13 protein-coding genes are annotated in these 13,455 nt (G+C 68.2%); 9 read left to right on the top strand and 4 right to left on the bottom strand.

Annotation, left to right across the window (positions count from 1 at the left end; translation table 11 throughout):
• Positions 1-264 precede the first annotated feature (264 nt).
• Positions 265-1,179 (bottom strand): LysR family transcriptional regulator, encoded by a 915-nt coding sequence (locus PKKP23_RS31080; RefSeq protein ID WP_126879723.1) that lies wholly within the window; start codon positions 1,177-1,179, stop codon positions 265-267.
• 122 nt (positions 1,180-1,301) lie between these two features.
• On the opposite strand from PKKP23_RS31080, the gene PKKP23_RS31075 reads away from it, so the two are divergent.
• A complete protein-coding gene (locus PKKP23_RS31075; RefSeq protein ID WP_126879722.1) occupies positions 1,302-2,666 on the top strand; it encodes a YbfB/YjiJ family MFS transporter in 1,365 nt (454 codons plus the stop codon).
• A 206-nt stretch (positions 2,667-2,872) separates the two neighbouring features.
• On the top strand, positions 2,873-3,457 hold the full coding sequence (locus tag PKKP23_RS31070) for a pyridoxamine 5'-phosphate oxidase family protein (RefSeq protein WP_126879721.1): 585 nt from the start codon (positions 2,873-2,875) through the stop codon (positions 3,455-3,457).
• A 91-nt stretch (positions 3,458-3,548) separates the two neighbouring features.
• Here PKKP23_RS31070 and PKKP23_RS31065 read toward each other — a convergent pair whose 3' ends face one another.
• Positions 3,549-4,535, bottom strand: coding sequence for a helix-turn-helix domain-containing protein (locus PKKP23_RS31065; RefSeq protein WP_126879720.1), 987 nt, complete (start codon positions 4,533-4,535; stop codon positions 3,549-3,551).
• A 348-nt stretch (positions 4,536-4,883) separates the two neighbouring features.
• Between PKKP23_RS31065 and PKKP23_RS31060 the strand changes: the two genes are divergently transcribed.
• Positions 4,884-5,693, top strand: a complete 810-nt coding sequence (locus PKKP23_RS31060; RefSeq protein ID WP_017777659.1) for an SDR family NAD(P)-dependent oxidoreductase — start codon at positions 4,884-4,886, stop codon at positions 5,691-5,693.
• A 113-nt stretch (positions 5,694-5,806) separates the two neighbouring features.
• Positions 5,807-7,345, top strand: coding sequence for an amino acid permease (locus tag PKKP23_RS31055; RefSeq protein WP_126879719.1), 1,539 nt, complete (start codon positions 5,807-5,809; stop codon positions 7,343-7,345).
• A 231-nt stretch (positions 7,346-7,576) separates the two neighbouring features.
• Here PKKP23_RS31055 and PKKP23_RS31050 read toward each other — a convergent pair whose 3' ends face one another.
• Complete coding sequence (locus PKKP23_RS31050; protein ID WP_126879718.1) at positions 7,577-8,464, bottom strand: SDR family oxidoreductase; 888 nt, start codon at positions 8,462-8,464, stop codon at positions 7,577-7,579.
• 93 nt (positions 8,465-8,557) lie between these two features.
• Between PKKP23_RS31050 and PKKP23_RS31045 the strand changes: the two genes are divergently transcribed.
• From PKKP23_RS31045 to ldcA, 5 genes are all read left to right on the top strand, one after another.
• A complete protein-coding gene (locus tag PKKP23_RS31045; protein ID WP_126879717.1) occupies positions 8,558-9,448 on the top strand; it encodes a helix-turn-helix transcriptional regulator in 891 nt (296 codons plus the stop codon).
• On the top strand, positions 9,445-10,098 hold the full coding sequence (locus PKKP23_RS31040; protein ID WP_240659213.1) for a 2'-5' RNA ligase family protein: 654 nt from the start codon (positions 9,445-9,447) through the stop codon (positions 10,096-10,098). The genes PKKP23_RS31045 and PKKP23_RS31040 overlap by 4 nt, the downstream gene beginning before the upstream one ends.
• 135 nt (positions 10,099-10,233) lie before the next feature.
• Complete coding sequence (locus tag PKKP23_RS31035; RefSeq protein WP_126879716.1) at positions 10,234-10,701, top strand: DnaJ family domain-containing protein; 468 nt, start codon at positions 10,234-10,236, stop codon at positions 10,699-10,701.
• Positions 10,698-11,399 carry a tRNA adenosine(34) deaminase TadA gene (tadA, locus tag PKKP23_RS31030; RefSeq protein ID WP_126879715.1) on the top strand — a complete coding sequence of 234 codons (702 nt, stop codon included), beginning with the start codon at positions 10,698-10,700 and terminating at the stop codon, positions 11,397-11,399. Before PKKP23_RS31035 ends, tadA begins: the two co-directional genes overlap by 4 nt.
• A gap of 39 nt (positions 11,400-11,438) precedes the next feature.
• A complete protein-coding gene (gene ldcA, locus PKKP23_RS31025; RefSeq protein WP_017777666.1) occupies positions 11,439-12,368 on the top strand; it encodes a muramoyltetrapeptide carboxypeptidase in 930 nt (309 codons plus the stop codon).
• Positions 12,369-12,516: 148 nt separating this feature from the next.
• On the opposite strand, the gene PKKP23_RS31020 is transcribed toward ldcA, so the two are convergent.
• Entirely contained in the window at positions 12,517-12,774 is a 258-nt protein-coding gene (locus PKKP23_RS31020; RefSeq protein ID WP_126879714.1) for a DUF3079 domain-containing protein, read from the bottom strand.
• Positions 12,775-13,455 lie beyond the last annotated feature (681 nt).

The raw sequence follows: 13,455 nt of genomic DNA, 5'->3' as shown, positions 1-13,455 counted from the left end.
AGGCGCGGGCCATCGTGGCCATTCGTGGCGTTCCCGTGGCACTGACACACGGCGCATCGAATCGCTTGTTCCGGCTGCTGCTGGGAGCGAGCGAGGGCGGTGGTCCAACGGCGCCGTCGTTGAGCGCACTCGCGAGGGTATTGGGGGGATCGGCAAGGCAGGGGAGCGACCGAGGGCGCCATCAGGAGAACCACTGAGAGAGCCACCAGAGGAGCGACTGCCGGAGCAGACGCCAGCGCACCGGCGCCCTCATGCGCGAACACCTCACGCCGGCACAGCAGCGGCCGGCTTCGCGGCGCCATCCGGTTGCCGTGCGGCCTCGGCGAGTGCGTCGCGCAGCGCGGCAAGCGCGGACGACGCATACCCTTGCCGCCACGCGAGCAGCGTATCGATCTCGCCGAACCCGGCAATCGCGTGCTGCGCGACGTTCTCCGTCTCCGGCTGAAGATCGAGCACCGAGCGCGGTGCCACCGCGATCCCCGCACCGGCCGCGACGCACGCGACGATCGCGTGGTACGAGCCGAGTTCCAGCACGCGCGCGGGCTTCATCCCATGCGCCGCATACCATTGCTCGACGTATTTGCGGTACGTGCAGCCGCGCTCGAACGCGATCAGCGTCGACGGGATCACGTCGCGCGGCGTGCGAACCGGCGGATGGCCGCGCGGCGTGAGCAGCACGAGGTTCTCGCGGAAGATCGGCACCGTCTCGAACGTATCGGGCAGCGTGTCCGGCGCGGGCGGCCGCGCGAACAGCGCGGCGTCGATCTCGAAGTCGCGCACCTTGTCGACCAGCCAGCCGGTCGTGCCGGTCACGAGTTCGAGCGACACCTCCGGCCACGCGTGGTGATAGCGCGCGAGCACGGCCGGCAGGCGGCTTGCGGCCGTGCTTTCCATCGTGCCGAGCCGCAGCCGCCCGCGCGGCGTGTCTTCGCGCACGGCGTCGCGCGCTTCGTCGGCGAGTGCGAGCAGACGCTCCGCATACGGCAGCAGCGTGTGGCCGGCGGGCGTCAGCACGAGCCGGCGCCCGTCGCGCACGAAGAGCGCCGCGCCCAGGTCCTCCTCGAGTTGCTTGATGCGCGTCGTCACGTTCGACTGCACGCGGTTGAGTTTCGCCGCGGCACGCGTCACCCCGTTCTCGCGCACGACCGCCCGGAAAATTGCCAGTGCCGCCAGATCCATTGTTCTCTCCATGCGATGGATGGATTCTCGATTATTCATTTTCCGAGAATGCCGGGTCAAGCTACGATCGACGCGTTCCCCTCTCCGTTCCGGCCGGCGCCTCCCGCGCGGCCGCTCGCACCATGGCCCGTTCCGAAGCTCCGCCCGCCGCCGCCCGCGCGCTTTCCGCCGACGAGACCGACCGCCGCGCCGGCGCCGCCGCGCTCGCCTGCATGGTCGGGCTCGCAGTGGCGCTCGGTGTCGGGCGCTTTGCGTTCACGCCGCTGCTGCCGCTGATGCTGGCCGACGGGTCTGTCGGCCTGAAGGCCGGCAGTTGGCTCGCGTCGGCGAACTACGCGGGCTATTTCGCGGGGGCGGTCAGTTGTGCGGCGCTGCGCATGGCGCCCGCACGGATGATTCGCTTCGGGCTCGCCGCGACGGTTCTGCTTACCGCCGCGATGGGCGTCGGGCATCTGCTGGCGGTGTGGCTCGTGGTGCGCTTCGTTGCGGGCGTGGTCAGCGCGTGGACCTTCGTGTTCGTGTCGCAATGGGGACTGCGGCGCCTTGCCGAACTGCACGCGCCCGAATGGGGCGGCGTCATCTATGCGGGGCCGGGTGTCGGCATCGTGCTGACGGGGTTGATCGGCCGCGCACTGGACGGCCATCGCGCAGCGCCGGGCTGGCTGGGATTTGCCGCGCTGTCGGCCGTGCTGTCGATCGCGATCTGGCGCACGTTCGGGAGCGCGCCTGCGGCGGGCTCGCCTGCGTTCGGTGCAACGCCGAATGTCGCGGGCACGCCTGCGTTCGGGGCAAAGCCGAATGTCGCGGGCACGTCTGCGTTCACCGCAACGCCGCATGTCGCAGCCGTGCAGTCGTCCGCCGCAACGCCGCATGCGGTGGCCACTGCCGCCGCGCCCGCCGCGCTCTCCGAGGACGCGCGGCGCCATCGCGCCGATGCGATCGGGCTGGTCGTGTTGTACGGAATGCCGGGCTTCGGCTACATCATCACGGCGACGTTCCTGCCCGTGATCGCGCGCGCCGCCCTGCCGGCCGGCTCGCCGTGGCCCGACCTGTTCTGGCCCATGTTCGGCGCGGCGCTGATCGTCGGCGCGCTTGCCGCCGCGCGGCTGCCCGCGCACTGGGACAACCGGCTGCTGCTTGCCGCCGGCTGCGCGACGCAGGCACTCGGCATCGCGGCCGGCATCGTGTGGCCGAACGCGGCGGGCTTCTCGGTGGGCAGCGCCTTGCTCGGACTGCCGTTTACCGCGATCACGCTGTTCGCCATGCGCGATGCCCGGCGCCTGCACGGCGCGCGTGCGACCGGGCTGATGGGCTATGCGACCGCGTCGTACGGCGTCGGGCAGATTCTCGGGCCGCTCGTCGCAGCGCCGCTGACCGCGCGCTTCGGATCGTTCACGCCGGCGCTGGGGGTCGCGGCGGCGGCGCTCGTCGCGGGCGCGGCGGGGTTCGTCGCGATGGCTATGCTCGGGCGTCGTGCGGCGGCTTGATGCGGGCGGAGGGTTTGTGTTGCGAGACAGCCAACGTTCTGAGCCGAGCCTTGGAGCCTGTCTGCCAAAGCCGCAGCGGGGCAGGCAGAACTTCGCGGGCATCCGGTGTGCTTTCTCTTTCTGACGCCCGGTTCTGCGTGAACGCCGGGGCCGGTCTGTCAGGACCCCGCCAGGACCCCGCCAGGACCCCGCCAGGAGCCCGCCCGATGACGCTCGAACAGATTTACGCCCGAATCTGGGATGACCTCGCTGCCGCTGTACGCGAAGAAGATCTGCCGTTCAAGGTGATGCAGGCCGCGACGATCGGCCTCGACGGTTCCCCGAATGTGCGTACCGTGCTGCTTCGGGGCGTGAGTGAGCAGAAGAACGTGCTCACGTTCCATACGGACCTGCGCTCGCCGAAGATTGCCGAACTGAGCCGGGAGCCGCGCATCGCGCTCGTCGGCGTGGATCCCGTTCAGAGCCGGCAGATCCGGGTGTTCGGCGAAACCCGGATCGTTCGCGACGGGCAAGCGCAACTCGATGCGTGGCGCGCCAGTCCCGACCACGACCTGGTCGCCTACCGGACGCGGCTCGCGCCCGGAACGCCCATGAGCCACGCAGACGATGCGCTCGGCACGGCCCACGATGCACACGGTGTTCCGGGGCCCGACGAGGGCCTCAAGCATTTCTGCGTCGTCGAGGTTCGCCCCGCGCGTCTGGATTGGCTCGATCTTTCAGCGGATCGCCCGCTGCGGGCGCGCTATGTGCGTCAGGGCGACCGTTGGATTCACAGCTGGATTGCGCCCTGAGCCGTCGCGTTCGAACAAGGCTGACGGTCTGCGTCGGTATCGCGTTCAGAAGCCGTGTCGAAGCGCCTCGCCGGTTGTAGGCGCCACGCCGTCAGCACCGGTTCTCCCGCCTGAACGTCTCCGACGGCAATTCGCCGAACTGCTCGCGATACTCGCCCGAAAAATTCCCGAAGTGCCAGAAGCCCCAGCGCGTTGCGACCTCGGTCACGGATCGCGCGCCGCGCAGCTCGCGCCGCACGCGTCCGAGGCGCACCGCGCGAATATAGGCGGAGGGATTCACGCCCAGCGTTTCCTCGAACGCGTATTGCAGCGTGCGGCGGCTCGCGTGAAAGCGCGCGCAGAGTTCCGCGACGGACAACGGGCAGTCCGGCGATTCCTCCACCACGTTGCGCACCGCGCGCACCAGCTGCCAGTGCCGGGAGATTCGCGCCGCGGCGGGAGAAGCGCTTCGCGCGGGGGCGTCGTCCGGTGTTGCCGCGAGCATCTCGGCGAGCCCGAAGATGGCGTGCCGCTCGAACGAATCCACCGCGCCCGCGTCGTCCAGCAGCGCGGGCTGCGCGGTGATCGCATCGAGCATCGTCTTCAGCGTGGCGCGATACGTCTGCAAGTGCAGGGGATCGATGTTCAGCACCGTGGCATGCGTGCCGAGTCGCGCCTTGAGCGCCCCGATCTGTTCGCGTGCGAGGAGGCTCGCCATCGCGTTCGGCTCGATCTCCAGATTCACGACCACATGCCGGTCCGGCGAGAGGAACTCGAAGCCGCCGTCGCCCGAGAACACGTGCAGGCCGTCGCGGTGACTCGGCTGGCCGCACAGCAGCGCGTGTCCTTCCAGCTGGAACGGCACGCCGATCGCGATGCGCCCCGGTGCGACCGCCCCGCGCTGATACACCGTGCGGTTCAGGCGCTCGACGAGCACGCGCACGCCGCCCGCGACGAACGAACTCACGGAGCCGTCGAACGGTCCGCGCGAGATCTGGCAGTAGGTCTGGTTCCAGGCGTCGAGCAGCAGCGCCTGTTCGTCGACGTTGCGGCAGCGGCGGATGTCGACGGTGGCGCGGGTCGAGGCGCACGTCTGCATGGCGTTCTCCGGCGCGGGTAGGGAAGCTGCGGGGCACTACGAGGACCGCAGGGAAACTGGCGCCGACCCCGGAAGCGGGCGGCGACAGGTATCCGGCCGGCCCAGTGTAAGTGAAAAAAATGCGCGCTGTATGGGTGAAACGCCGGATGCGTGGCGTTACGGGTGGCGTTATGGGTAGCGTTACGCACCCGTGTCGCGCCGCACGGCGCCGGTCCGTCACGCCTCGGCCACAGGCCCGGGCCGCAATGTTTTTTTTGCCAATTTTGGATAGTGGCTACGATTTGGGCTGCTTATCGTGACCCCAGCGTTGTGCCCAACGGAACCCAATGGAGCAACAGGAGGCATTGCATGAGCGTAGCGGCAGGCGAACACACGGAGGGCGCTGCAATGCGCCCGGGCAGGCTGGCGGGCAAGATCGCCATCGTTTCGGGCGGGGCGACGGGCGCGGGTGGCGCGGCGTCGCGGCTCTTTGCCCGCGAGGGCGCCCAGGTCGCGCTTGTCGACATCAATGCCGATGCGGGCGAAGAGGTGGTCGCGCAGATCCGGGCCGCGGGCGGTGTGGCCGAACTGTTCACAGCGGACGTCGCAAAGCGCGCTGCCGTGGACGCGGCGGTGGCCGGCATCGCGCGGCGCTTCGGCCGCATCGACGTGCTGTTCAACCACGCGGGCAGCATCGTGGTGAAGCCGTTCCTCGACACCACCGACGACGACTACGACTGGCTCATGGACGTCAACGTGAAGAGCATGTTCATGATGACGCGCGCGGTGCTGCCGCACATGCTCGTGAACGGCGGCGGTTCGATCGTCTGCACGGCGTCGATTTCGTCGGTCGCGGCCACGCCGCTCGAAGTGCTGTACTGCACGACGAAAGGCGCCTGCGCGATGTTCGCGCGGGCCATTGCAGTCGAGTATCGGGATCGCGGCATACGCTGCAACGCGGTCAACCCGGGCTTCATCGACACGCCGCACGGCCGCCGCGAAATGAGTGCGCTCACGAAATACGGCTTCGACGCAAGCGAGGCCGCGCTCTCGGTGCAGCAGGGGCGGCTCTGCGCGCCGGAGGAGGTTGCGCAGGCCGCGCTCTTCCTCGCGAGTGACGACGCGTCATTCATCAACGGCGCGCACCTCTACGTCGACAACTGTTTTACCGCGGCCTGAACGGTCTCGACCGTTCGCGCGGCAACGAAGCATCAGCGGCAACGAAGAAGCATCAATTCAAGGCTGTTCCCATTGCAGTTGCACTGCCCCAAATCTCGAACAAAGGATCGATCATGGATATCAACCCGGCCGTGCAACCGGCTGAGCCGGTCGACAACGACGTCAGGCTCCTGCACAAGATGGGCTACGCGCAGGAGCTGTCGCGCCGCATGGGCGCGTTCTCCAATTTCGCGGTCTCGTTTTCGCTGATCTGCATTCTGTCGGGCGGCATTACGTCGTTCCAGATGGGATTGTCGGCGGCGGGCGGCGCATCGATCGGGCTCGGCTGGCCGCTCGGTTCGGTGTTCGCGCTCGTCGTGGCCGCGGCCATGGCGCAGATCGCATCGTCGTTCCCCACGGCGGGCGGCCTCTACCACTGGAGTTCGATTCTCGGCGGCAAGACGTGGGGCTGGCTCACCGCGTGGCTCAATCTGCTCGGCCTCGTGTTCGTGGTCGCCGCCATCAACTACGGCACCTACGATCCGTTCTTCCGCACGCTGATCGCACCCATGTTCGGCGTGAATCCGGATTCGCTCGGCTGGTGGTCGCAGACGATCTTTCTTACCGTCATCACGGCTTCGCAGGCGTTTCTCAATCATCGCGGCATCCGCATCACGAGCCGCATCACCGATTTGTCGGGATACCTGATCTTCGTCGTGACGGTGGTGCTGGTGATTTCGCTGCTGGCGTTTTCGCCGGTGAAGGTGGACCTGTCGCGCCTCTACACCTTCACCAACTTCACCGGCGTGGACGGTGGCGCCTGGCCGAAGCAGACGATGGCGCTCGCGTTCCTTTCGGGCCTGTTGCTCACGGCGTACACGATCACGGGTTTCGACGCCTCCGCGCACACCTCCGAAGAAACGCACGAAGCCGCGCGCAACGTGCCGCGCGGCATCATCGGGTCGGTGTTCTGGTCCACCACGTTCGGCTACGTGATGGTCTGTGCGTTCGTTCTCGTGATGCCCGACATTGGCGCCGCGGTGAAGCAGGGCACCGGCTTCTTCCAGGCCATCCTTGCGCCGATTCCGGGGCCGCTGCGCATCGTGATCGAACTGCTGATGTTCTTCATCAACTACGTCTGCGGTCTGGCCGCGGTGACCTCGACTCCGCGGATGATGTTCGCGTTCGCCCGCGACGGCGGCCTGCCCGGCTCGAAGTGGCTGCGCAAGGTGAACGCCGCGCATCGCACGCCGGGCACGGCGATCTGGGTGTCGGCCGCGCTCGCGATTCTCGTCACGCTGTACGGCGACGCGTTCACGGTGCTGAGCGCCGGCAGTGCGGTGTTCCTGTTCGTCTCGTATGCGATGCCGACAGCGGCGGGCATCCTGGCCGAAGGCCGCACGTGGACCGAAAAAGGCCCGTTCCAGCTGGGCTGGCTCTCGAAACCGTTCGCCGTGGCCGCCGTGTTCGGTGCACTCGTGCTCGCGTATGTCGGCATCCAGCCGCCCAATGAAAAGGTGATCTACGTGATGGTCGCGCTGCTCGTGGTGCTGCTCGCCATCTGGTACGTGGGCGGCGTGCGCAAGAGCTTCAGCGGACCGCCTATCGGCGGCCTCACGAAAGAGCGCGAACGGGCGCTCGAAGGCATCGAGGGGCAACTGGACGAAGCTTGAGCGAAGCTCGGTGGTGGTGGGGTTGGGGCCGGGCCGGGTTCGATGCCCGGCCCGGTTTGTTTTTTGAGGCGCGGCGGCTTGCGAGCGGGGCGCCGGGAACCCGGCGCTGACCGCTAGTGCAGGCGCCATGCCGTGAGTTAAGGGGCTGTGCTAAGGGCCTGCGCTAAGGTGCGCTAAGCTGCGTTAAGGCCCTGCGTTAAGGGCCTGCGTTAAGGGTAAGGGCCTGCGCCCCTAGCCGAAGTACGTCGCTTCCATATCGTCGATCAGCCCCGGCTGGGTCGGCGTCCAGTCCAGCACGCTGCGCGTGCGTTCGCTCGACGCCAACATGTCCGCGCCCGCAAACCGCCCGAACCAGCCGAAATGCTCAGCGGCTTCTGCCGGCGACAGCGAAACAACCGGTATCCCGAGCCGCCGTCCGATCACTTCTGCGATGTCCTTGAACCGCACGCCTTCCTCGGCGACGGCGTGAAACGGGCCGTCTGCGGCGCCGCGTTCCAGCGCGAGCCGGAACACCCGCGCGGCGTCGAAGCGGTGCGTCGCGGCCCAGCGGTTGAGCCCTTCGCCCACGTAGGCTGAGATGCCTTTTTCGCGTGCGATCGCGATGAGGCGCGGCACGAACCCGTGGTCGCCCGCGCCGTGCGTGGAAGGCGCCAGACGGACCGCCGAGGCGCGAACGCCGCGCGCCACGAACGCACTCGCGGTGGCTTCGGACACGCGCGGGTAGTTTTCGGAGCGGGGCGGCGGCACGTCGTCCTCGGTGGCGGCGCGGCCGTGTGCAAGCATCGCGAGACCGGAGGTGACGAGGAGCGGCCGGTTCGAGCCCGCGAGCGCGTCGCCGATCGCCTCGATGGCGCGGCGGTCCAGCTCGCAGTTTTCGACAAACCGCGAGAAATCGTGGTTGAACGCCGTATGAATGACGCCGTCTGCGGCCGCCGCGCCACGGCGCAGAGCGTCCAGATCTTCCAGCGAGCCGCGGTGGACCTGGGCGCCGGCCGCGACGAGCGACGCCGCGCCGGCCTCCGAACGGGCAAGCCCGAGCACGTCGTGTCCCGCATCCCGCAATTCCCGCACAATAGCGGAGCCGACAAATCCGGTCGCGCCGGTAACAAACACGCGCATAGCCAATTCTCCTGGTTGGGGTACGCAGGCACTCTCGCGCGTTCGCGTCACGTGGTGAAGTCGTGGCGTTTTACAGGTATACGGACTAACAGCATGAGCACGCAAAACGCACCCCCCAATCTGCTGGGCGACTACCTGAAGGACCGCCGCGCACGGCTCGACCCTGCGGCGCTGGGCTTTTCAGGCACTCGCCGCCGCACGCCCGGCTTGCGCCGCGAGGAAGTCGCGCTGCGTGCCAACGTCAGTGCGACCTGGTACACGTGGCTGGAGCAGGGGCGCGGCGGCGCGCCCTCCGCGGAGGTGCTCGAGCGCCTCGCCAGCGCGCTGCTGCTCACGCCGGTGGAGCGCGAACACCTGTTTTTGCTGGCCCAGGGCCGCCCACCCGCGGTGCGCTACGAAGCAAGCGGCGTGACGCCGCGGCTGCAGCGCGTACTCGATGCGTTCGAACTCAGCCCGGCCGTCGTCAAGACGCCGACGTGGGACATCGTCGCGTGGAATCGCGCGGCGGCATCGGTGCTGACGGATTACGCGTCGCTTGCGGCCCACCAGCGCAACGTCTTGCGGCTCTTCTTCGGCAACCCGCGGGTGCGCGAAGCGCAACTCGACTGGGAGGGCGTGGCGCGCTTTCTTCTTGCGACGTTTCGCGCGGGCGTCTGCCGGGCGGGCGCAAATGCCAACAAAAGCGCGAACGTCGAGGCGCTGGTCGCCGAGTTGAGCGCATCGAGCCCCGAATTCGTGGCCATGTGGCGCGAGAAAGACGTGCGCACGCACGGCGAGGGCTCGAAGCAACTGCGGCATCCCGTGGCCGGTCTGCTCTCGCTCGAGTTCTCGTCGTTCGCCGTGGACGGCCATCCCGATCTCACGATGATGGTCTACAACCCCGCCACGCCCGACGACGCCGAACGCATCCGCGCGTTGATCGCCGCGCCGGCGACGCCGCCGGCTTCGGTACCGGTTTCGGTCCCGGTGTCGGTGTCGGCATGACGGTGCGCCGCCCGCCGGCCCGCGCCCGGTCGCTGGGCTCGCGCTCGCCGATGCCGGGGCAGTTCGCCTTGCCCGGTTTCGAGGCGCCCATGCCGGCCCCCACGGACCGCCTGCTGTTCCTGCTACGTCCCGACGCGCAGGCCGCCGCGCGCGTTGCTGCGCTGGTGCAGCGGCTATTCACTGGGCACGGGCAGCGCGGGCTTGCGGGCGTGCCGGTTCCCGTGCCGCTGCTGCACGTCACCTTGCATGAGCTGGGCGTCTACGCGGGCGTGCCGAACGACGTCGTCGCGCGTGCGAGTGCCGCCGCCACCGCGGTGTCGATGCGGCAGTTCAACGTCTCGTTCGACGCGGCGACCCGCTTCTCGCCGGAGCAGCCGCGGCATCCGTTCGTGCTGACGGGCGGCGAGGGCGTGATCGGGTGCGCCTTGCTGCATGAGGCGCTGGGCGCCGCGCTCAGGGACGTGGGTTTTCGGGTCGGATCGGCGTCCGGTTATACGCCTCACCTGACGCTCGCGCGCGGCGACGACGGCGCGAGCGACTTCCCTGTTGAACCGCCCATTGCCTGGACGGTGAGCGAGTTTCTGCTCGTGCACAGCCTGATCGGCCAGCGCCGGCATGTGGTGCTGGGCCGGTGGAGGCTCGCGCAGTAAGGACTCGGCCCGAGCGGCCGTGCCGGCGGGTGTGCCGGCGAGCCGAAGGAACCTTCGACGAACAGCCGCCATGCGCCGTGAATGTTTTGTGAACACCCTGATAAAATGCCCGGGCCGCAACGCCGTGGATCGCAGATGAAATTGCTTGATGCTCTCGTCGAACAACGTATTGCCGCCGCAGCCGCGCGCGGCGAGTTCGACGATTTGCCGGGAACCGGCCAGCCGCAGGCGTTCGACGACGACCTGCTCGTGCCCGAGGAAGTGCGTGTCGCGAACCGCATTCTCAAGAACGCCGGTTTTGTTCCGCCCGCCGTCGAACAGCTGCGCGCACTGCGCGATCTGCGCGACGAACTGGACGCGGTGAGCGATCGCGCCGCGCGGTGCCAGTTTGAGGCGAGAATGCTGGCTCTGGACATGGCGCTCGAATCGCTGCGCGGCGGCCCCATGGTCCTGCCGCGCGAGTATTGCCGGCGCATTGCCGAGCGGCTGTCCGAGCGCGTCGTGGCAGACGGCGATGCCGCGAGCACGGAACAGGCGTGCGCCGACCGTGCGCTTGAAGACCGCCGCGACGGCGGCGAGACCCTGGAAGCGAGACCGCTGTGAGCGTCGTGCCCGACGCGTCCCGCTCGGCCGATACGTCAGAGGGGCTCGGCGCGTGCGCTTCTTCGAATACGCCTCGCGCATGTGCCGGTGCGTGCGCCGGTGCGTGCGCCGGTGCAAGCAACACGCCGGATGAACCGGCGCCATCCACGCCCACGAATCCTTTCACGGGCAATCCCGAGCCTGTCTCCGAACGCGATCTTCACTTCATGACGCTCGCGCTCGCCGCTGCCGAAGAAGCGCGGGCGGCCGGCGAGGTGCCGGTCGGCGCCGTGCTGGTTCGCGGCGACGAAGTGATCGCGACAGGCTTCAACCATCCCATCGGCACGCACGATCCCTCCGCGCACGCGGAAATGGTCGCGCTGCGGGCCGCCGCCGAATCGCAACGGAACTACCGCCTGCCGGGCTGCGAACTGTACGTGACGCTGGAGCCGTGTCTGATGTGCGCCGGCGCCATCATGCACGCGCGGATCGCGCGCGTGGTCTTCGGCGCACGGGACCCGAAGACGGGCGCGTGCGGCAGCGTCGTCGATGCCTTTGCGAATACGCAGCTCAACCACCACACCACGGTGACGGGCGGAGTGCTCGGGCACGCATGTGGCGAAGCGCTGCGCACGTTCTTTGCCGAGCGGCGGCGCGCAAGCCGCGAGGCGCGGGCGGCGGGCGCCGCTCAGGCGTCCCGCACCGATTTGCCCTCCTGAACCACGACGAAGATCGGACTGCTTCCTGCCATGACAGCCATGACCGCTCAGGCCCGCACCATTTCGCTGATCGCCCCCTCGGGCTACCCGCACGACCCCGACGCTATTACGCGGGCCATCGAGCGGCTGCGCGCGCAGGGGCATCGCGTAGAGGGAATGGAGGCGCTCGCGCGGCGCTATCAGCGCTTCGCGGGCACCGACGGCGAACGGGCCGCGGAACTGAACCGCCTTGCCGACACCTCGCAGCCGCTGCCCGACATCGTGCTCGCCGTGCGCGGTGGTTATGGCGCGGTGCGCATCCTGCACGGGCTCGACTACGAAGGCTTGCAGCGGCGGCTGCGCGGCCAGCCGGTCGCGCTCGTCGGTCATAGCGATTTCACGGCGATTCAGCTTGCGCTGCTCGCGCGCGCCGGGCTGGTCACATTCGGCGGCCCGATGCTCGCGAGCGACTTCGGCGCCGAAGAACTGAGCCCGTTCACGATGGAGCACTTCTGGCAGGCGCTGTCGAAGCCGTCTTTCACGCTCGAAGTCGCGGCGCCGCAGGTGCAGTCTGCGAGCGTCACAGGCACACTGTGGGGCGGCAACCTGGCGGTGATGTCGTCGCTGGTGGGCACGCCGTACATGCCGCCCGTGGAAGGCGGCATTCTGTTTCTGGAAGACGTCAACGAGCAGCCGTTTCGCGTCGAACGGATGATCTATCAGCTGCACCTGGCGGGCATCCTGGCGCGCCAGCAGGCGCTCGTGCTGGGCGATTTCTCGGGCGGCAAAGCATTCGACTACGACAATGGCTACGACCTTGCGGCCATGATCGAGCAGGTGCGTGCCGTGGTGCGCATTCCGGTTATGACGGGCTTGCCGTTCGGCCACATCGCCGACATGGTCACACTGCCCGTGGGCGCAACGGCGAGGCTCGATGCCGATGCCGAGGGGTTCAGGCTGGCGGTGAGCGGTTATCCGCACCTGGGATAAGAGGGGCGGCGGGGGGGCGGCGCACCCCGGAGAAGCGCAGGCGGAGCGGGCCCGGTTCAGGAGGGCCCGCTTTTTTTCAGGTCGCTTTTTTCAGGTTCGGCGCGACAACGAAGCCAAGCCGTCTCGCGCGGGCGGCTGCGGGGTGGATTTACCGCGGTACGTCCGGCGCAGGATTACGCGCCTGGTTCGTGGTACTGCCGCTGCTGGATTTCACGCACTTGTCGCCGGGGCTTACATCGAGTCCCCAATCGCCGTGTTCGTACCAGTCGTCGCCGAGCAATTCGGCCGGATGCTGGGTGCGGCTTTGTCCGTTGCCACAACGCATGTCGCTCGCCTGGCAGTAGTGATCGCAGCCCCAGCAGATTCGCTCCGGATGCAGCGGGTGCAGCGGAAATACCTTGGCCATGCGTGTTCTCCGGGCGATTCCATCGCGATAACGCAAAACATCATTATCCGGCCCGGTCAGGGACGAGAACTGAGTCTGAATGACGCAGAGACGGGCGCCGGCCTTCGCCGGAGGTGAACTGCCACCACTGCGCCCATGTTGCCTGGCTTGTCGGCCCGCTGGGCACAACCGGCTTCGATTTTGTTGACAAAAAATAGGGGCATCTGAGGACGTCGGGTCGAAGCGGCGCGCTCCACGGAACCATCACGCACCGCGCATGGGACCTGTCTTGTGGTGATCAAGCCAGGAAACGGTACTGATTCCCGCTCGCTGCGGCCAAACCATGCCAGGCCATCTCCTCGAAAACCCCACCCAAAAATTGTTGACAATCTTTATGTCCATCCTAAGATACCAACCATAACGGCGCCTGCACGAGAGGACACACCGCCGCAGGCTTCACCGTTGGCGCCGGCGTGCCTGCACGTGGTGCGCCGCGCACTGAAACGAATCCCGGCCAGTACCAACGTCGAGGCGAGCGCCACGGTCTCGCCGCGTCGACACAAACGCCGTACGGAAAGTACGCAGACCACCGTGGCGCCCCATGCCGTTCCGCTGGCGCTCATCTGGCAGCCCGCCGGCAACCCGCCGGCAACTGGCATGAGGGATGCAGCACAACGCCGCCTGCCCGCCGATGACGCAAGA

Source organism: Paraburkholderia kururiensis JCM 10599 = LMG 19447 (assembly GCF_003986935.1).
GTDB classification, from domain to species: Bacteria; Pseudomonadota; Gammaproteobacteria; order Burkholderiales; family Burkholderiaceae; genus Paraburkholderia; species Paraburkholderia kururiensis.
The sequence above is the reverse complement of the archived record's forward strand: the minus strand, read 5'-3'. Positions and strand labels throughout refer to the sequence as shown.